Below are 21636 nucleotides of genomic sequence, written 5' to 3'. Positions count from 1 at the left end.
AACAATGATTTCCATCTCATTAGCACATTAATACTATTATTCTTCACTATGCTTCCTCAATCACCTGCCAACCAATTGAATTGGCTAATTCATATGTTTTTTCTCTTAAATCTCCATAAAAAGTAACTCTATGCCAGCCCCACTTATCCCATTTTGTAAATAATTTTTCAATATCGCCAATTGGTTCAGCACAAAGCTTTGTCCGACATGCGCGGTCATCGGTATCATTATCAATTGCCTTTGCCTGATGTAATATAATTTCTTTTCGATTACTATCGATTTTCAGCGTAGTAGTCATATATCCTAATGGTAATATCGATTGGACAGCAGCTCCTTGTCGATCTTCAGAGTGAGTCATTATATTAAATGGATTACTGGGGCCATCTGCCCCAAACATTTTGTTAGGAGCTACGCAATGGGCATAAATTATTTGATTTTTCGACGTATCAATAACAGGATCAGAAATGTATCCTGGACGTCCTTGGGTCATTATTGTGAATGCTACCATAGTTGCTGATGAATTAATATCGCACTCACAAGCTCCAATAAGCCCTTCATTATTCAATTCGTGAAATCCCAGGCATGGATAAGCATTGATATGATTACCATAAAAACCACCAAGGCAATTTACTGTAATCGCATTTGCATTGTGTTTTTTCAGTACTGATTTCATTCCTAAATACATAGCTGCTGAGTTTTGAAGTTCTTTAAAAGGTACGTCAGCAACTTCAGAAGCACTAGTTTGCCATTTCTCAGCTATTGCACCAGCTTCATCATTATTTGCATTTTCCCAAGCATGATTAACTTCTGAGAATGATACATATCCAAGTGGTATCCCCATTACTGATTTAGCACTTCCAGAATCTTGATTCCGGACGGCGAGTATTTTTGATTTTTTCATTCGACGTTTACACTCATCTATAGAAAGTGTTTTCAAATCATCGGTTTTGCAAGCTAAATTCCCAGGAGATGGAGTCATTTTCATTCGAGCGAAGGTTGTAGCGGTAGCAAAATCTTTTAAAAAACCATCTTTTCGTATTGTTTCGAAGCAATTTACGGCAGCTATTACGTCTTCTATCTTTGAAGATGACACAAATCCTACGTTTTGCTTTTTCTCCCGCAAAAATTTTGCATTGTAAACTAAAAACCCCCCACTTCCTCCATATTGAAAGTCAACATAAAGTACGGGTTTATTTGAATTAGATATCGTTTGAACAACCTTATTCCAGCAATTCATCTGATAAATAATGTAGCCATCAATTTTTTCCGTTTTATCCTTATTCAGAATATCTTCAGCATTTTTCGGTCCTGTTGCTAAAGTTGAAATAAACTCGGTATTTGGAAATTCATGACGTAGAATTGAGTTGACATTATCGATAATTGGTTTAAAGTCAAAACCAATACAAGGCCAATCTGGTCTGTCTTGCACAATTTCATGTAATGAATAAATAATCCTTATCTTCAAATTATTAACTTTTTTCACCGTTTTTGAAGCTCCAAACGAAAAAGGAGATATTGCCATACACGCACTGCATGCTGCACAAGATGTAATAAATCCTCTACGTGAAAGATTTTTTACATTTGTTTTTTTAAAGTAATTATTTCGGATCATTTTGCTTATTATTGATTACTAAGGCATAAAATATTTATATCTAACAAGCTAGTACAGAATCTACAAGTAATTCGTAGCCCAGAGTATTTCCTTGTAAAAAGAGAGGGATGCCTTAGGAAAGTTGGAACTAATTCCAAAGCATCCCCATAATTCCTTAATTATTAGTATCCGGGATTTTGAGCCAAGTCAGGATTTGCACTTATCTGACTATAGGGGATTGGATAAAGATTGTGCTTTTCATCCTCCCATGAGCGATCATAAAACTCCCAGGTTCCTTTAATAAATCTTCCGAAGCGTACCAAATCCGTACGACGAGTACCTTCACCATAAAGCTCCCAACCACGTTCAGCAATTAGTGCATCTAATGTTAATGTTGATGCTGTATAAAGTTTTGACGGATCATCAAATGCCCTGGAGCGAACTGAATTAACCAAATTAACTGCTTCAGCGTTTGCAACGCCTCCATTTTTACGCATTAGCGCTTCTGCCTTCATTAGTAAAACATCAGCATATCTGAAAACTGCAAAATCATTTCCCATCGAAATATCACAAGGGCCATACTCATATTTAGCAAAACGGGCTCCCATAAATTCGAGGGCATACGAAGGCCCATATTCAATACCATCATCAGGATTATAAATATTTTCATAATCAATAGTTAGATTTAGTGGTTTCCCATTGCTTTCTTGAGAGCAGAATAATTCTTCACCGGATTTCCCATACTGTTGTCCAATCAACCAACCATCAAGGCGCTTATCTGCAGAATCAAATGAATGTATAAAAGCCGGAACAGCAGTAAACCCATTCCATGGAGTCATTTTAAAATCGTATTTTGCTCCATGAGCATAATGTAATGCTCTCCATGCGAAAGTAAGATTTACCCCCCATGAATTGGTATACAATTCATCATATGGGATCACAAAAATGTTTTCTTTTGATCCTTCATTTTTGATAAGAAAATTATCAAAATATTTGTCAGTTAGTGAATATTTTTCAGATGCAATAATTTTATCGCAATATTCAATTACTTTATCCCATTGGGGCGTAGCAGACCAAACTTCCGCATTTAAATAATATTTCGCCAATAAGGCATACCCAGAGTATTTATTAAACCTTCCGTAAGTAGATGCATCAACTTTTTCTGAAAGATTCTCAACATTAGCTTCAATATCATTCACGGCATAATTAAATACTTCTGCTCTTTGAACCGTTGGTGGTGTTTCATCTTCAACTATCCAACTAGTAACAAGCGGAACATTCCCAAATAGATCAATAAGATTATAATATCCAAAACCACGGATCATTTTTAATTCAGCTAAGAAAAGAGACTTCAACTCTTCATCCATACTTTCTATACCTTCAAGCTGATAAATAATTTTATTTGAATTATTTACTAAAGCATATTGGTCATTCCATGCTGAATTAAATAGTCCCATTGAAGGGATCCATTTATGTGAGTTCATTAACGGCCAATTTGAACCTGCCCAATGACCTAATGCTTTTTCAGGTGTTAAAGTTTGGTCTGTTGAATGGGTTGATAATTCCCAAGTTGAATTTGTAAATGCCCTCAAGTTTCCATAAACAGGAGCAATTGCTGCAATTACCTCGTTTTCTGTTTTGAAAAAATCTTCCTGTAATATCTCGCTATAAAGATTCTCACTCAAATCGGTACATCCGTAGGCAAAGACTAACAGTGATACTGTAAGTAATATTTTTGATATAAATTTCATAAGTAATTAGTTTTAAAAAGTTAAATTAACACCAAAAGTAAAGGTCTTAGATCTGGGGTAATTATTTCGTCCATCAAAACCTGGTCCAAGTCCATTAATCTCGAGCTCTGGATCTACACCCGTATATTTTGTAATGGTATATAAATCCTGTCCGGAAATGTAAATCCTAGCTTTATTTAACAGATTATTATTAAGGTTAAAACTATATCCAAGAGTTACGTTGCTTAACTTTAGGAAACCTCCATTTTCAACGTTATAACTGTTGTATGACGGTAGGTCAAAGAGTTCTATATCCTTAGCTGAACTTAATACATTAATTGGTAGTTGGTAAGCATTATTATGCGTTAAGCTTAACAGATTATAAATGTCATACATGAAAGCTCCTCGTAGCATAAATGAAAAATCGAAGTTTTTATAAGCAAACGTATTAGTGATTCCAGAATGGATTTTAGGCAAACCATTGCCCATTACTTTTTTATCATCGGCAGTTGCATCAGTAATTGGTATTACTTCCCCATCCTTGTTTTCTACTAACCATTTCCCCTGGTCTGTAAAACCTGCAAAGATGTAGCCAAACATATTTCCAATAGGCTGACCTTCTTCGAGACGATAAGTAGGCACACCGCTTAATCCATATGTGTTAATTGTTAATATATCTTTATAGCTGAATGGGTATTGCTCATTAGATAATGAAACAAGTTTATTTTTATTATAGGATATATTAAAATCAATAGTCCATGTAAAATCCTTTTTTTGGATTGGTAAAGCATTAATCGAAAGCTCAATACCTCTGTTTTGCATTTCACCTACATTAGTTGTGGTTTGATTATAAATATTAGGTGGAGTAGGAACGCTGTAGGTGTAAATCAAATCTTTTGTTAAACGATTATACACATCAATATTTGCATTAACCCTGTTGTTAAATACTGAGAAATCCAATCCAAAGTTTAGCTCATGTTTTGTTTCCCAACGTAGGTCAGGATTTGGGTTTGAAGCAGGTACCACTCCTGGAATCCAGCTCCCGTTATATAACATTCTTGGTCCTGATTGCAACCGAACTAAAGAAGCATAAGGATTTGTCCCCTGATTTCCGGTAACTCCATAACCAATCCGCAGCTTCATATTGTCCAGCCACCCAACACTGCTCATAAATTCTTCTTCTGACACCCTCCAACCTGCAGAAACAGATGGAAACCAGCCCCACTTATTGTTCTTACCAAATTTTGAAGATCCATCCCGGCGAACGCCAACTGTTAAAAGATACTTATCCTTATAAGAATAAATCCCTCTACCAAAAAATGAAATTAATTTACTGCTGTTTTTATAGCTACTCATTGAAGCCATACCGTCAAGTAAGTAGTCTCCTGCTCCAATATTATTGTATTTATACTGATCAGTAATAAAATTACTATTCCCTGCATAAAAGCCTTCATTTGTAAAGTCTTCGTACGAATATCCCCCCAGAACATCCAGACGATGTACCTCTTCGATAACTTTTGAGTAATTTAATGTAAATTCAATATTCCTATCCAATGCCTGATCATAATTTCTAGATGCCCTTCCGTTATACCCCCCTATGACACTATGCGATGACTCTTTATAATCGTAATACCCTTTTAGTACATGATTTTTCTGGATTGCCCCCATGACAGTGGCTTTAAGCCCTTCGACTATCTCGTATGAAATGCGGGTGTTCCCCAACAATTGCGTCATCTGGTTATCCTGATCTGTCTGATAAATCATCCCAACGGGATTAAAGTCTTCCCACGCATAAGTTTCATAAAATGTACCATCTTCATTATATACTGGTAAAGTTGGATTACGTTTTAATGCATGAGAATACAGGGAATAATCTGTCGGACTATAGTTCCCTGTATTTGCCGACAAGTTAAAAGAGACATTTAAGCGATCGTCTAAAGTCGAATGTGAAATATTCAGATGGCTTTTCAACATATTCTGACCAGACCTTTTCATTACTCCCTCAATTTCCCTATAATTAAGTGAGGCAGCGTAGATTGTCTTATTATTACCTCCGGAAACCGATAAATGATGCACCATGCTAACCGGATCTTGTGTCATTTCCTCAAACCAATCAGTATCTCCTCCATAATCCACCATTGAACTACCTTTCGCTTGTTTCTCCGGATTACTGGAACTAATATATTCTTGTGCCAAGTCCTTGAATTCAGTTGCAGACAACATATCTGGAAGTTTGGATGTTTCATAGGTTACATAACCTGAGTATTCCACTCTCATTTTTCCTTCTTCACCTTTCTTCGTTGTTACAATTATAACACCATTAGTTCCGCGTGTCCCATAAATAGCGGCGGCAGAACCATCCCTTAATACGTCTATTGACTCAATATCTTCCGGTGCAATTGAGTTCAGGTTCCCGCCAGGAAACCCATCAATAATAACAAGTGGTTCACTATTCCCGGAAACAGTAGATATTCCGCGTAGTTGTATGGATACATCTTTATTCGGATCACCGTTTACACGCTGTATTGCAAGGCCTGCAACCTTCCCTTGTACAAGCTGCAAAGGAGAGGAGACAATTGCCCCTTGATTAAAATCATCTTTAGTTACATTAGCAATTGATGAGGTTATTTCCTTTTTCTTCTGTGTTCCATACCCAATTGCTACTACTTCCTCTAATCCAATTGCTTCTTGTTCCATAACAACATCAACCTGAAGTTGACCAGAAAACAAAATTTCCTTAGTCTTCATACCTACAAAAGAGAATACAATGTATGCTCCTTGCTCAATATCTGAAATAGAATATTCTCCATCCGTATTTGTAACCGTTCCCTGAGTTGTCCCTTTAATAACAACAGTGACACCCGGCAAAAATTCTCCAGACAAATCAGTAACTTTCCCCTTGATTGTATGTACCTGTTTTACTCCTCTAACTTGTTGCGAATTAAATTCTCCAGCCATAGCTTGAAAGTAACTAAGGGAAAACAAAATAATTATTAAAGAAAATAGTCTTAGAAATCTGTAAGAATTTAAGCCAAATCTAAGAACACAGCAATATGCCACCTTTAGATCTCGTTCTTTTTTCATAAGTTTATAATTTATAATGTTAGTAATTCAGTTATCAGTTTGTTAATTTTTAGAACTCAATAGTATTCAGGTAAAGCTTTACTTTTGAAACATATACAAATCTATCTCAACGTCAGCTCATCATCAACCATGTAAAATTCCAAAACCAATGGTATTTTACCTTAAAATACCCACATTTGTAAAAAATAAGATCAATTCTATAATTGTATGGATTTATTATTTCAACATCTTGCTCCCTCCACTGACAGTTCATTCAAGATTCATCATGAAAAATTGTCCCATTTTATTGTCCCCTGCCACTATCATCCGGAAATTGAAATAATGTATATCCTTAAAGGAACGGGAACTCGATTTGTGGGTGATAATATTGAGCAATTTGATGAGGGTGATTTTGTAATGGTTGGGTCTAATATCCCACATGTATGGAAAAATGATTATAAGTACTATCAAAAGAATATAGACCTACATGCAGAATGCCTAGTCCTATTTATACCTCCCGAAATTCTTGGTGAACCTTTGTTGTCATTGCCAGAGATGGCCAAAATAAAAAGACTATTTGAAAAGTCAAATCGCGGTATCAAATTTAGCGGCAAAAGAAATGTTGAACTCAAACAAATAATGAATGTTATATTTGAGAGCAATGGAACCAACAGGTTAATTAATGTTCTGCAGTTGCTTCACAAAATGTCAACATTCAAAAATGCGGTTTATCTTAGCAGTATGGGGTACCGAGCTAATTTGTCTCCTCGTGATTTTGGTCGGTTAACTCATTGTATTGAATATTTGATGGCTAATTTTCATAAAAAAATTGAATTAACCCAAGTTGCAGACATAGCAAATATGACACCCAACTCTTTTTGTCGTTATTTCAAGAAAAGAACAACAAAAACTTTTTCTGAATTTGTAATTGAGTTAAGAGTAGGCAAAGCATGTCAATTACTAAACGAATCCGATAACAAAGTGATTGAAATTGCCTTTGAAAGTGGATTTAACAATCTTTCAAATTTTAACGAACACTTCAAAAAGATGACTGGAATGAGTCCTAAAGAGTATCGGAATATAAATAGAAACAGTAACCATTTAAAGAGTAAGACCCTTGAATCATCTCTATAAAAGACCTAACAAGAAAAAAGGTTAATTATTAAAAAGAAATAAGCCTCACTGCGGCACCACCTCCAGGCGCGACTTTTATGGTTAAAGTTGATTCGGCATCCACCTGAAGAAGTCTTATCTGATAGTCTTCCCGGTTGGTTATAAAATGAGTTTCGGGAGCGTCCTCATACAAAAAGGCCTGGTATTGTACTCCAGGCTTCAAGAAATCCAGTTTCAGATTCAAGGTTCTCGGCTCACGGGTTGTCAAGCTTCCAAGATACCAATTCTCTCCTGCACGTCGCGCGACTGTAATATGGCTTTCTATATGCCCATCAATAACTTTATACTCATCATATCGTTTGGGCAGATTTGTTACAAAATCAAACAGATCGGCTTTCTCCTTATAATTTTCAGGGGAATCGGCTAATACCGATATGCCACTATGGAATACGACCAACTTGGCATTTTCGGCAGTCACCGTTCCAGGAATAAAACGAAATACTTTTGGACGAACTTCATTCCCTTCAAAACCATACCATCCGCTACACATATCAAGTGGACCGGCAAGCATATTAATAAAAGCCGCCGAAACGGCAGTTTCCGGATAATAGGAATATTTTGCATCGGCCTGACTATGGCAATATTCGCGCGTAAGAACATTGGGCCAGGTACGATCGTCGCCATTAGGAGGTATCGGGGTATCATGAAAATTTACCGTTAATTTATACTTCGCACAAAGCTCAACGACCCGACGAGTTTGCAATACTTTTGCTTGTCCCGTACCAGTCATAAAACCATACTTTACTCCCGAAGCTCCCCAATCGTGAGATTGCTTAAGCACGCGCTCTAATCCGAATTTATTCGCCCCCACATCATTGAGATATAAGATGATTCCGACTCCCTTTGTTTTGGCATATCTGAAGTTTTCCACAATATCAATTTCTCCTGCCGATTGCGTTGGATCTGATTTTTCACTGAACTCCGGACCGTACCAATCCGCATCCATCAAGAGATAATCGACATTATTTTCTGCTGCAAAGTCGATAAAACGTTTATGTGAAATTGTATTCAGTCCATATACAAAACCATCCGGAGCAGTGAAGCCCCACACACGCCAATCCCACATCGAAAGACCTGGTTTTATCCAGGAGGTATCTTCTATTTCACACGGCGGATTCAGATTTTGGAGTAAGTTGCTCTCGACCAAATCGCCAGGCTGCTTACCAATCATGATCACGCGCCACGAGGTATGCATGCCTGTTTTTGCATTGGAAGGTCCCTGCAGGTCGCATTGAAAAGCATTGGCTTTGCCTGCACGCTTGATTTTAAAATTCGCAAAATCAGAAATCGCTGCTTCATGAATACCGAAATACAAATCGTTGGCACATTCGAGCACCATGGGAGCAAACCCGGGATCTTTAGCGGCATTAATAGAGAGAGGCCCCAAATTATCACGTTCGCCATTGGCCGACCACCAGGTGTAGTCATCGGTAAAGGCAAACTCCGAAAAATCTTCTTCGATGACAAACTCCTTCAAATTTTCCTGTTCCGGGAAAGCATACCGAAAAGCAATTCCATCATTGTAGGCTCTAAACTCAATCGTTAACTGTTTGCGATTACCCTCGGCCTCTTCTAGAAATAGTCTCATTTCATTATACTGATTTCGTATAAGCCGGTTTTTCCACCAAGTCATTTCATAGGTTTCATCCACTTTTCGATTTTGGGTATCGACAACATTGAATCCTCCTTGATAAGCAGGATCCAGTTTCAGACCCAATGCAGCATTTTGAATAGGCGTTCTATCACCGACAACTACTGTATATACTGGCTTTCCATGGTCTAACGAGATCAAGGTTTCGACATTGCCATCAGGCGATAGAAGGTTATAATCTTTGGCTTGTACCATAAACGACAGCATAGTCAAGACAGCAAAAAAACAAATCTCATAATTATTTTCTTTAGGTTTAATTAATTTCTGTTCAGGTTTATAATTCATGACTTTAAAAAGTAAACACTCAAATTCTCCTGCCCCCGATTACTCCCAGCCAATAATCAAATCCTTTTTCCGAGAAGACGGAGCCACTTCAAGCCTCTCTATTTCACCATTTCGAATCATTCCTTCAAGAACGGTATTCCAAGGAGCGTACAGTTTGAAATCGACGTCCCACTCTTTGGGCCATGCCGGCAATAAATAGATTTTATCTCCATCGTATTGTACCAACATACGCTGAAGTGCAATCATGGCAACCGAACCATGATCCTGATCTGGTGTCCAGTCGTAATTTGGACCCCACATGGCTGGAAATCGATAAGCCTTATTGCTCGTATTTAAATTGGTCGTTGTCAAAGCAGCAGCTTCCTCTGTCAATCCTAAATATGCTGCTTTAATTGCATTTTGTTGCCATCCGCCTGTCTCTTTTATTGCTCTGTTTTCAAATGTATTGCGAGCTATTTCTAAATCAGGTTGCCCAATGCCATAGGCCCGATATGGGAAAATTGCGTATAGTTCCGGATTCTCCACATTCTGCTTCCCACTATATTCCTGAGCTGGTGCCAGCAACATCTTCCCATCAACTTTCCGCATAGGTATTTCGGGCAATTCGGCAATTAATCTGCTGTATTGTTTTCGTTGTTCATCTGTAATTGCAGTTTCCGGCAACTTCAATAACTCAGAACAAACCTTAGTTATCCCAACGATTTCGGGTAATGGGTTTACTGCAGTATTGTATGTTTCCAGAGCCATTGCCGGGTCAAACAATATTTTACCATTTTCGTCCCGTTCCCAGTGCTGATCAAAAAATGTCATCACTTCTGTGACCACTGGTAGGATAAGTTCTTTTAGTGTTTTTTCATCTTTGGTAAACGCATAATAGTCCAAAGCCATGAGAGAAAATTCCAATCCACTCTGCCAATAATAGCGTATGAACCTATTGACGGTGGTTCCCAATGGCAAATCGTCAGGCCTGTCATGTCCATAGTTTGACTCGGCAAATGTTCCCCAATGACGCATTGTCTCGATATAAAAAGCACCATCGTGCCCGTAGTAAGTTTTTGTAGCAAATTTTCGAATATCCAGCACATCTCGGTACATTTTAAACAGTGGCTTCATCAAGTCAAAGTCGCCAGCTTCCAGCATCGTCCAATAGGGCAACCTTGTATTTTGCCACCAGTAAGGTCCTCCCCACTGCCGGAAATCGGCATCAAAACCTGCAAACCTGTTATCCAGATTTTTAGTATCCACCGTAAAAATAGAACCATTGAATTTTATCGGCGAATTCCCTCTTCCTGAACAGGCATTCATGTAACGTTGCAAATTGTAGTTTTTTGAAACATTGGCAACTTTTTCTTTATCTTCGTTGTTTGGTGTGTTCACAAAAATGTGGCTCCTGTTCCAAAACGACTGCCACCAGCTTGAATGGGCTTTCAATCGGTTTTCCCGGGATTCAGATGTTACTTTTCTGGCAATATTGCCTATCTCTTTTCCCCATTTATTCAGACTTTTGGTTTGATCAGTTAGTGCAAATACCGATACGGAGAATTCTGCGACTGCTACTTTTGATTCTAATTTTGCCGGTGTTGTTTTTAGCAGTTTATCTGAATGTATTAAACCTCCGAAAGTAGTATGCAACAAGGGGTCTTTGCCTTTTTTCAGGTATCCCTCCAATCCCTGCATAGTCAGGTTATTTTTCCATATCGAACGTTCATTTCTGTGCGCCCACATAACGCTTCCCTTGTCGTTCTCAAAAATGGTATCTTTCTCAACAATAACTGTTTTCAATCCATAGGCGGAGTGAATTTCTGTATTATCGGCGATTTCTCTTTGTTCCAGTCGCCATGGTTCTGTTGTTACCGAGGCAGTAATTTTTTTTTGACTTTTAACGTCAAGTTCTACTACCGGATGATTGGCATCGACCCAGACATCGATGGATACCTTCTCTTTTGCATTGCCGGCTTCAATATGTATTACCCCATCTTTCAAAATTAATTCCTGTGAAAAAGGTTTTCCCGTATTAAAAGGGTTGGGCGAAAGCGACAGTCTTACTTTCCCCAGTTTTAACAGCCGGGCATTTTCGCTCCAGGCATCGGTTTTTGAAAGGTAAAACAGTAAATCCCCATTTTCTTCTACCCAAAGATTAATCCCGATATCGCCATTACCTGCCGGCATGGAGCCTAATGAATTTTTAGAAGGTGAATCCCAAACGACATTGCAATCATCTATCACATTGACAGACTGCACCTTACTCAACTCTCGAACGATGATTTTAACCGATTGATTTGCCATTAAATGATAGCCTTCGGATTTCCAGTGGAACCTGTCCAATTTTGCCATATGCAGTTTATCCACAACCAACCCGTACAAATCGTTTATTGGAATGTTGTATTTATTCATCACACCGGCTGCCCATTCATTTCTTTGGGTAATGGTAGGATTGATTTCCTTGTTTAGTTCAGCCTTATCTTGCTCGGTAACTGGTGTTGTACTTGCCCAAATCAACTTTGTACCTTTTGCATTGTCAATTAGGGTTTGAACATACTTTTCAAGCAACGGAACATATTCATGGTCTTTAATCCGTCCCTCCGGCCAACCATGCAACCCGATATTAAACTGAATAACATCGTAATTATTAGACGAAACGACCTTGGCTAAATCGGTGAAAAGATGCTCGCTATTCAAATGCCTAGGCGTTAACCAGTAATCAACATTAGCTAACTTTTTAAGGCTGTCGATTACACTTTGATGAAAGCCATTCATTACCGAATCGCCAACCAGTAAAACATTTTTCAGACTGTCTTTTTTCTCTTTTGCCGGATAAAACTTCCAGGGGCCTCCTTCAGAATGTAATCCATGTTGCTCTTCGGTCTGACTAAACAAACTACTTGTTGTAAGAATAACAAAGCAAATTGAGATGAGTAAATAACGCATAGCTCAATTGATTTTATTTTTTTCTGATGATCACAGCTAAACCTGAGTTTTCTACCAACGTTTTTGTCAAGATCGCTTTTTGATTTACTGAGATTGTCTCCATAGTCACCTTATTATCTTCCAACCCACTTGCATCTTGTGAGAAGATGGTTGCTTCATAAGCCTTCCCCTCATCCAAGAAGGAGAATGAAATTTCAAGCGCATGAGCCTTATTGGCTGTTAACGATCCAATAAACCAATCCTCTCCGCTTCTCCTGACAACGGTTGCGTATTCACCAATCTCACCTTCCAATACTTTTGTTTCATCCCATATGGTGGGCAGAGCATCATAAAAACCAAGTTCTTCACTTTCTTTAATTATCCCTTCAGCTGAGCCGGCTCCCCCCTTTTTATGGGGCGATCCTTCGGGACGATCGTACCAATAGACAAATTGCCACGGACTGTAAAGCATGATCGCTTTTGCCATTTGCCCAGCCTTACCTCCCATTTTTCGAGATACACGAGGCGCCAAAAAGCAGTTCGTATTGTCTCCTGCACCGGCAATCATACGGGTAAAAAGGGTAATCAAGGTATGCTCGGTAGAAGGACTCTCTTCGTCGCCACGAATGCCTTCCTGGGTTATCAAGTTAGGATAGGTGCGTGAATAGCCGGTTGGTCGATATTCATCGTGCACATCAACCATTAATTCATATTTCGCGGCTTTACGAATTGCATCGTGCAACCACGAAGTCCACTCCTGCGGCCCCACATTCACAAATCCATATTTTATCCCTGCAACTCCCCATGACTTTAATAAAGGAAGGACTTCGTCCAGCTGCTTTTCTAGTGCACGACGGTTGACATACAAAATTATTCCAACATCTTTTTCTTTTGCATAGTTAATTACATATTGCAGATCAAGAGGTCCCGGTGACCGATTGGGATCGACAGTAAAAGTGGTTGCATCAGATGCATCGTCGTATTCATTTCCATACCAACCGGCATCAAATTCTACAAACTGAAGATTGTGTTTTACGGCAAAGTCAACGCAAGCAATCCCTCCTTTTGTGGTCAACGTAACTTCTCGAATTACTTTCCCCGGTTTTATCCACGAGACATCTACCAGTTGATTGGGTTCATTCAGGTTCTCAATGAAATAGTTATTTTCAAGCAATTCGCCAGGAGATGCTCCTACCATTACGTACCGCCAGGGCGTGGTGAATTTTGCTTTTTCAAGATCTACACTGCTTGACAGATCAACCTGTAATGACAAAGCTTTCAGAGAATCTCTTCTAAATTTCATCCGTGCAAAATCCACTGACGCAGCTTCCCCCATCGCTAAAAAGGATTTTTCGTTCCGTTTAACAACAAGCGGCCGTTCACTGACTCCATCGATTTTACTGATATTTTCTTTTTCGTAAACCCCTTGAGCTTTATCAGTAACCCAAGCGTCATAATCATCCTGAAAGTTGAAGGCTGTTAACTCCCTGATAAGTATTTTATTGGAGAATGATTTTTCATCAAACAAATAGCGAAAGGCAACCCCTTCATCATACACCCGACACAGTAGTTTCAAATTTTGATTTTTATCGTTTTTAGTTGTCAGGTTAATTTCAAGTTGATTATACCTGTCGCGAACAGTATTGCGTTCACCGTAAACAGGCTTCCACGTTTCATCAAAGGAAGTTTGTTTTATACTGCTTATCTGATCATAGCTCAAACTATCTTTTTCATTAAAAACAAAGCCCCCGACATTTACATCTAAAATTGCTTCTTTTGAATTATACACGCTTAACATCAAACCTGAATCCTCAGATGTAATTTTAGCCACCAAGTTTGAAGAGGGACTATTAACTTCAATATTTTGTTTGGTACATGATATATGAAGAATTATCAGGAATAAAATAAGAAACAAAAGATATCTATTCATAATTCATAAGTTTTTGTGCAAATTTCTTTGCGGTTGGATTTTGGATATGCAACAAAACCCTGTACGATTAGTTAAGAGTCATGCTGCCACTCTCTGATTATTATTTATTAATTCAAATTCTTCCATTGTTTTGTATCCCAAAGCAGAGTGTCTCCTTCTACGATTGTACCAAGTTTCTATCCATTTGAATAAGGATAATTTTGCCTGGTCCTGAGTTGAAAACTGATTTTTATAGACAAACTCAACTTTTATTGTTTTAAAGAAACTTTCGGCAACTGCATTGTCCCAGCAATTTCCTTTTCTGCTCATACTTCTTTTAACCCATTTGTTTGTATTCAACACATTGGTAAATGCCGAACAAGCATATTGAATACCCCTGTCTGAGTGAAAAATAAGTTTTTGCGTAATCGGTCTGTTTCTAATTGCCATTCGCCATGCAGCAATTGTAGATTCTTCTGCACTCAACCCTCTGCTCATTGCCCATCCAACAACCTTACGGTCAAACAAATTAATAATAACCGTTAAATACAGCCAGCCTTTGCTGGTTCTGATGTAGGTAATATCGGACATCCAACCCTGAGCTGGCCTTGCTACCGTAAATTCCCTGTTTAATACGTTGGGGGCAACAGGATAGCCATGTCTGGAATCGGTAGTTGCTACAAACTTTCTTTTTCGTTTTGCCCGTATTCCTGCCGCTTTCATAATCCTTGCGGTTCTCTGTCTTGACACCTGAAATCCCAGTGTATTTAATTCTATAGCAATCCGTGGACTCCCATAGCTGCCAGAACTGGCCTCAAAGACTTTATTTATATTCACCAGCAACTCTTCATTTTCAAGCCAACGTTTAGATGGGCCACTTTTCATCCATCGGTAATAACTGCTTCTGCTTATTTTGAACACTTTACACATCATCTCAATAGAAAATCTGGGGCGGTGGTCACTTATAAACTGGTAGATTTCCCATCGCTCACGGAGAAGATGCTGATTGCCTTTTTTAAAATGTCCCTTTCCATCTTTGCATCCCTTAGCTCCTTTTGCAATCGGGCATTCTCACGTTCCAAATCTGTCATCTTCGGATTTCCATGGCCTGGAAAGCTATTCTTGTCATATTGTTTAAACTCTTTACGCCAACGTAAAGCAATGCTCTCTCAATTCCTAGTTCTTCCGCAATCTCGGTGGCATTGCCTCTGGCATAAGAAAGTTCTACTGCTTTTTTCTTAAACTCCTTGTCAAACTTTTTTCTCATCTGATTCATAATTGTAAGTAAAAATAGCACTTAACTTACCGTACAGTCAAATGTAGCACTTCCATCGGATTCAAACTACCCATTGTAATCAACGACAAAGGAGAGATCCTTGATTTTCTTTTCCCCCAAGGAAATGTTGACGACCGGGAACCTCTGAAAAACAAAAACTTTCATGATAAAATCTTCGGGAAACTGATAGGTGACAAAGGGTATATATCTAAATCACTGTTTGATGAACTGTTTATCGATGGTATTCACCTGATTACCAGGATTCGAAAAAACATGAAGAACTCACTGATGCTGCTGCAGGATAAAATCCTGCTTTGCAAAAGGGCTCTGGTTGAAACAGTAAACGATGAACTGAAAAACATCTATCAAATCGAACATACCAGACACCATAGCTTTGAAAACTTTCTAACCAATCTGCTCTCGGGGTTAATTGCTTATTCCTTTTTACCTAAAAAACCAACTCTAAGAATGGAAGAAATCATTGAACAAAGTGATATCTGCACATTCGCTTAGATCGAACTCACGTTAGTTAATAAATGACAGCAAATAAAATGAACTAAAACAGGGATAGCAATCAAAATCAATGAGAATATTTAATTATCAATTAAACATGAAATCCAAATTGGTACAATCCTACTAAAAATGAAACAACACCCAGTGGCTATTCGGTCTGACCGGTTCTTTGTCAATTTTGGGGAATTACCTTGACTGACTTTCTGCGGAGCAGTTCAAAACTTGCACTCCCATACATTTGTTAATGCTTCTAATCCTGTTAACATGTCCTTCAATGTCTTATTATATCTTTTGTAAATATGTTCATCCATATAAACGAAAATACGCTTTTTCAAAAAGTCATGAAAACCTTTAGGTTTTCAAACTTTCCTATATTACCCCCGAGGCAAGTCATGAGGAATTCTATTGATTAAATTATGAGAATGACCGAAGTTTTAAAATAATTGTGAAATAATACTGACAAGGCAACCATAGTCTCGACTTAACGCTAATTTTTAGTAAAAATAGCACTCGAGAAGAGGCTTTTATTTTTCACTTCTAACAAATATTGTCCATCATTAAGAAATGAAACATCAATGGGAGTACTCATATAATCATGATGTACCAGTTGGCTGTTCATGGAATAAATAAAATATTCATTATATGTCTGGTCGTTTTTTACAAATATTTCATGCGAAGTCGGATTGGGATAAATTTCCAACTCAGTATCGAAAGTCTTGAAACGAAAACCGGTTACAAAGCTGGTATCAAACACAAAAAAACTAACTGAATATTTCCTAACGCAAAATTGCGTTTGGTAGTCAATTCTCGTTTCAAAAGGTAAAATTTCAACAAAATTATCAGGTCCGCCACCGTTGGTAGTCGATGTAAATCCGTTTACATAAAACTTTTTATCGTCTTCTTGAATGGTATTAGCATACACCTCGTACCACCAGCATTTTCCAGACAAGACTTCATCACTCAATTTTAGATTGAAACTTTGCTCCGTACCTCCGGGATTAATCACCATCAGCGCATATTTCCCATCACTAAAACGCGAACCAAACGCCCGAAGGGTGGAATTAGTTGTGCTGGTTTTTACCAGTTGATCGCCAAATGCCTTATCCAGATAATGGTAAATTAAATAAGCCTGCCGCACCGAGTAATCCTTCTGGTCGGGATCGTCAACAGCAAAAAGGCCATGGGTCCCCACTTTCCACTGCCACTCACCTGCCCATCGTGTTGCCAGTCCATAGCCACTTTCGATCATGCGTCCCAATACCTCGGCTGTGAAACAGGCATTTAAAAAGGTAGTGGTATGCGGTCCACGGTTGTTGTATTCCGTCATTGCAACCGGAAAATGATCTGCTGGAAATAAAGTATTCCTTACAGTACAATCTCCCATTTGCTGTTTTATTTCATTGATCTGCAATGTGCTGGCCAAAATATTTTCTGTAGTAGCATCTTCAAACGCTGTGAAATAATTATGGGTAATCAGGAAGTCAGCATCGTTTTTCACCTCTTTCATTACCTGGTCGTTCCAGTTGTCATTTTTAGGCCACATTACCGCACCAACTTTAATCGAAGGGTCAGCTTCCTTCATTTTCATTGCGAAAGCCCTGAAATCTTCACCATATTCCTTTCCGGTAACCACACTGCCATTTACATCAAAGCCAACTTCCCATTTTCCGTAGCATTCATTTCCCACTTCCCAGTATTTAACATTCGCACCGAGCACATTATTTACATAATTCACAAAATCAGCAGCATATTCAGCTGCCTGATTTACACGAGATTCCCTCGTTCCTTCAGAAGTAATTCCGTAACGTGCATAAAAATAATTTACTACTATTGTTGCCTCTGCCCCCATTGAATCGACAAAAGCTACAAATTCCTCAATATTCAAATCGGATGACTTTGTACCATCAATTGGATCTACTGTAATACGAAATTTGTCGGGAATATTTCCGTCCCAGAAATATGTGTTACTCCCGCTTCCTGCCGGGAAGCGAAAAGCCCCCATTCCTGAATTCTTATAATTATGAAGACGTTCTGTGAACATTTCAGTACCACTGCGAAAAGTGGTATTTAAGCCAAGCTGAACCGGCAGAACAGGTGCCAAGGTGTCGGCAGGTGAGATACTTATGGTGTTTTCTGTAGAACCGGACGGCAGTTGTTTTTGTATACTCTCTGTCGGATAGGAAAATGTTTTCGCCTTCCAGGTTTCCCTGAAAAAACTAGATTCCTGAGCATTTATCGTTGATACGCCTAATACAATAATCAACAAAATAGTTATGAAATTAAGCTTCATCATATTTTTATAAAGGAATAATTCATCACCTCATCCATACTTTCCCAATCCAATAAAACGACATACCGACCACGTTTTAAGTTTCCCACATAAATCTCATCACCAGGATATTGTGCTTGCAAAACAAGTCTGCCATTTAGGTCATAAATCCGAAGATTTGTTTCTTCTTTTTTATGAACGGGCAGATTAAGGTAATCCTTCACCGGATTTGGTGCAGGTATATAATCAGTTTTTATGCCCCTGTCTCCGGTTATCTCTCCTGCTATTATGGCATATTGGGAATTCCACCATGCTTCTCCCGACTTTAAGAGCGAGTCTGCGATATTCTTATAAACCGGATTTTCAACCAGATTGATTCTTTCCAGTTGATCTGTAGTATAATCGAACAGTTCCTTGGATAAAATCCTATCACTTTTCCATTCCTGCTGATCCGGTCGATCGTCGGCACCTTTCATCCACAGTGTCAGTCTGTTTTTATTATTCCGGAAAGAATAGGATGCATGACCAGAAGAACGGTATTCCGAAACCGCAAGGCATGATTTTAACTGTTGCCCTTCGAGGAGTGGTACAAGACTTTCTCCTGTTGTAGTTTCCGGAGTAGTTTGAAACACCATGTTGGTTAGTGTCGGATACAGGTCTAACAAATCAACAGTTTCATCGCAGACATTTGCTTTCTTACCCGGCTCAAAAATAATAAAAGGTACATGAACTCCATTTTCCAGCTGTGTGTGTTTCCCCCACTGGTTATGATCTCCCAAATGATACCCATGGTCGCTCAAAAAAATCACAATAGTATTATCATCCAGGGCAAGTTCAAGGAGCTTGTCTAACAGTTTACCCACCTGTGCATCTATATACGAAATACAGGCATAATACCCATGAACCAGTTGTTTTTGGAGTGCTGAATCAAGGATTCCGTTTCCTCTGGTCACATCATTGTAGGTCCAAATATTCGGAATATCGTCATATTGTAAGGGTTCTGGTTTCGACAAACTATAATCAGGACTTCCTTTTGCCAACTGCTGAAATTCGGCCAGCGGCATATCTTCGCGGTTGTATAAATCCCAGTATTTTTTAGGAGAAATGAACGGGATATGTGGTTTTTTAAAACCTACTGCCAGAAAAAATGGCTGATCGGGTTTCGATGCAAAGTTTTCCAGTTTGGAAAGTGCGTCGAGGCAAATCTGGCCGTCAAGGTAACCATCATCACCGACACCTTCAGGTCCCATTTCTGTTGCGGTATTGTTCGTTACCCGGTATTGACCTTTAACAAAAGAGCCATATTCCTGAGGATAACCGTAATCAATACTATATGGGATTGTCCAGGACACCTGATCATGTCCATCATCAACGGTTCGCGGATCGAAAATTTTTCCAACTGCAGCAGTTACATATCCTTTGTTTTTGAAAAACTGTGGCAAGGTAACTACATCAGGACTTACATCACGCAACTGGGTACTCAGATTACGAATGCCGGTCTGTGCCGGCATTTGTCCGCATAAAATACTGGCTCTCGAAGGTCCGCAAACCGACCACTGACAATAGGCATGTGTAAAGCGCGTACCCTTTCCGGCAAGTCGGTCGATGTTGGGTGAATGAATCAGGGAATTTCCATAACAGTTCAGCCCCGTGTTCATATCATCAGAAAAGATCAACAAAACATTCTGATGTTTACTTTTGGCTTTCGCCGTTGCCGGCTGATATTGAATTATCAGTAGCGCACTGAAGATTAGAATTAACTTATACATACGACGTTTTGGTAAAATATATGAATCAGAGGTTTTTTAGTGTTCACTTTTTTCTTTCCTAGGCTTATCCTTCTTTTCTACCTTGTTTTTTTCCTTCAGCACAGAAGCACCGACCTCGTTCTTCCAGTCGCTTAACTCTTTATCCATTAATTTAACAACATGTGGCAGTTCTTCTGCAAGGTTGTGCTGCTCAAACGGATCGATATTCAGATCGTACAGTTCAATTCTGTTATCTTCCAGGAAATGCATAAGTTTATAATTTCCTTTACGGATGGTTGAACAAGCATGGTCACCTGTTTGACCGGGACGTGAAGCAGTTTCATGCCAGAAAAACGGGCGAGATTCGTTTATGGTTTTACCTTTAAGCGCGGGTACAAAACTCACCCCATCAAGATGATCCTGAGGCTGGAGTGGAAGGCCGCACATTTCAAGAATCGTTGGATAATAATCCATCCCATCTATTATAGCAGATGATTTCGATTTTTGATCTGCTACACCTGGCCAGCGCACGAAAACAGGAACCTTTATACCGCCTTCATATATATGTCCTTTCCCTGCACGAAGCGGTTTATTGGTGGTAGCCAGTTCGCGATTATTGTCGATCCCCGAATTTGACAGACCTCCATGATCGGAAGTAAAGATGATAATTGTATTATCATACAAACCCAGTTTTTTCAATTCGGCAACAATCCTGCCCAGACTTTCGTCCATACTTTCGACCATCGCGGCATAAATGGCATTATCCTGCCACATTTTTGCCCTACCATCGGGGCCGAAAACATAAGATTCTCCTTCAAAAGTCATTTTCTTCACCTTTTTCTCGTAATAGGCCAAACGATCGGCTTTAGCCTGCAATGGAGTATGCACGGCATAGTGCGCGAGATAAACAAAGAAAGGCTTCCCTGTTTTTTTCGGGTCGTTCTCATGAATGTATCTGATGGTTTCGTCTGTTAACCTGTCGGTGATGTATTCTCCCGGTTTTCCTTCCTCGAGCCCAAAGAAAGGGACATTGTTCTTTGATTTCTTGGTGTCTTGATAAGGGAAAAAGTAGGATCCGGGCGCACCTGCTGCACATCCACCTTTGTTTACATCGAATCCTTGGTTTTGTGGGAATTCCTGCACATCATGTCCAAGATGCCATTTGCCGGCAAAAAAGGTCCCGTAGCCATGTGTTTTCAGCGCTTCTGCTATTGTAACAGTTGACAAAGGCAGGATAGCACCGTCTTTCCGGCCATCGCGGGCTGGATGCTGACCGCTAACCATTGCAAAACGCGATGGAACACAACGAGGATAAGCCGCATAGGCATTTGTAAAATACATGGCTCCATCTGCCAGGGCGTCTATATTCGGCGTTTCGTATAACTCTGAACCGTTGGTGCCAATGTCGTTCCACCCCAAGTCATCAACCAGAAAAAATACTACATTGGGCTTTTCTGTTTGTGCTGCCAGTGTGAGCGAGAACAACACGAATAGACTTAAAACAAAATTTCTTTTCATTTC

Annotated in this window: 10 protein-coding genes and 2 pseudogenes; 2 read left to right on the top strand and 10 right to left on the bottom strand. The window is 39.1% G+C overall.

What is annotated here, in order from left to right; genetic code table 11:
* Positions 1-46 precede the first annotated feature (46 nt).
* The 3 genes from D1614_RS02540 to D1614_RS02530 all read right to left on the bottom strand — a co-directional run bounded on the left by D1614_RS02540 (position 47) and on the right by D1614_RS02530 (position 6405).
* Positions 47-1612 carry a hypothetical protein gene (locus D1614_RS02540; protein ID WP_147383974.1) on the bottom strand — a complete coding sequence of 522 codons (1566 nt, stop codon included), beginning with the start codon at positions 1610-1612 and terminating at the stop codon, positions 47-49.
* A gap of 161 nt (positions 1613-1773) precedes the next feature.
* Positions 1774-3342 (bottom strand): RagB/SusD family nutrient uptake outer membrane protein, encoded by a 1569-nt coding sequence (locus D1614_RS02535; RefSeq protein WP_119436287.1) that lies wholly within the window; start codon positions 3340-3342, stop codon positions 1774-1776.
* A 12-nt stretch (positions 3343-3354) separates the two neighbouring features.
* Positions 3355-6405, bottom strand: a complete 3051-nt coding sequence (locus tag D1614_RS02530; RefSeq protein WP_119436286.1) for a SusC/RagA family TonB-linked outer membrane protein — start codon at positions 6403-6405, stop codon at positions 3355-3357.
* Between the two features lie 207 nt (positions 6406-6612).
* Between D1614_RS02530 and D1614_RS02525 the strand changes: the two genes are divergently transcribed.
* Complete coding sequence (locus D1614_RS02525) at positions 6613-7518, top strand: AraC family transcriptional regulator (RefSeq protein WP_119436285.1); 906 nt, start codon at positions 6613-6615, stop codon at positions 7516-7518.
* A 28-nt stretch (positions 7519-7546) separates the two neighbouring features.
* Here D1614_RS02525 and D1614_RS02520 read toward each other — a convergent pair whose 3' ends face one another.
* The 4 genes and pseudogenes from D1614_RS02520 to D1614_RS02505 form a co-directional block, all read right to left on the bottom strand.
* A complete protein-coding gene (locus D1614_RS02520) occupies positions 7547-9493 on the bottom strand; it encodes a glycoside hydrolase family 97 protein (RefSeq protein ID WP_119436284.1) in 1947 nt (648 codons plus the stop codon).
* A 39-nt stretch (positions 9494-9532) separates the two neighbouring features.
* Positions 9533-12250, bottom strand: coding sequence for a DUF5703 domain-containing protein (locus tag D1614_RS02515; protein WP_147383972.1), 2718 nt, complete (start codon positions 12248-12250; stop codon positions 9533-9535).
* A 184-nt stretch (positions 12251-12434) separates the two neighbouring features.
* A complete protein-coding gene (locus D1614_RS02510) occupies positions 12435-14330 on the bottom strand; it encodes a glycoside hydrolase family 97 protein (RefSeq protein ID WP_119436282.1) in 1896 nt (631 codons plus the stop codon).
* A 78-nt stretch (positions 14331-14408) separates the two neighbouring features.
* Positions 14409-15585 (bottom strand): annotated as a pseudogene (locus D1614_RS02505) (IS3 family transposase).
* 57 nt (positions 15586-15642) lie between these two features.
* Between D1614_RS02505 and D1614_RS02500 the strand changes: the two are divergent.
* Positions 15643-16098 (top strand): annotated as a pseudogene (locus D1614_RS02500) (IS982 family transposase); the annotation flags it as partial.
* 487 nt (positions 16099-16585) lie between these two features.
* On the opposite strand, the gene D1614_RS02495 reads toward D1614_RS02500, so the two are convergent.
* Genes D1614_RS02495 through D1614_RS02485 form a run of 3 tightly spaced genes read right to left on the bottom strand, consistent with a single transcriptional unit; the run spans position 16586 to position 21633 of the window.
* Positions 16586-18391 (bottom strand): T9SS type A sorting domain-containing protein, encoded by a 1806-nt coding sequence (locus D1614_RS02495; protein ID WP_119436281.1) that lies wholly within the window; start codon positions 18389-18391, stop codon positions 16586-16588.
* Positions 18388-20136 carry a sulfatase-like hydrolase/transferase gene (locus D1614_RS02490; protein WP_119436280.1) on the bottom strand — a complete coding sequence of 583 codons (1749 nt, stop codon included), beginning with the start codon at positions 20134-20136 and terminating at the stop codon, positions 18388-18390. Before D1614_RS02490 ends, D1614_RS02495 begins: the two co-directional genes overlap by 4 nt.
* Positions 20137-20172: 36 nt before the next feature.
* Positions 20173-21633 (bottom strand): sulfatase, encoded by a 1461-nt coding sequence (locus tag D1614_RS02485; protein WP_119436279.1) that lies wholly within the window; start codon positions 21631-21633, stop codon positions 20173-20175.
* Between the last annotated feature and the right edge of the window lie 3 nt (positions 21634-21636).

Source organism: Maribellus luteus, assembly GCF_003576475.1.
Taxonomy (GTDB): Bacteria; Bacteroidota; Bacteroidia; order Bacteroidales; family Prolixibacteraceae; genus Draconibacterium; species Draconibacterium luteum.
This window is presented reverse-complemented; position numbering and strand designations above follow the sequence as displayed.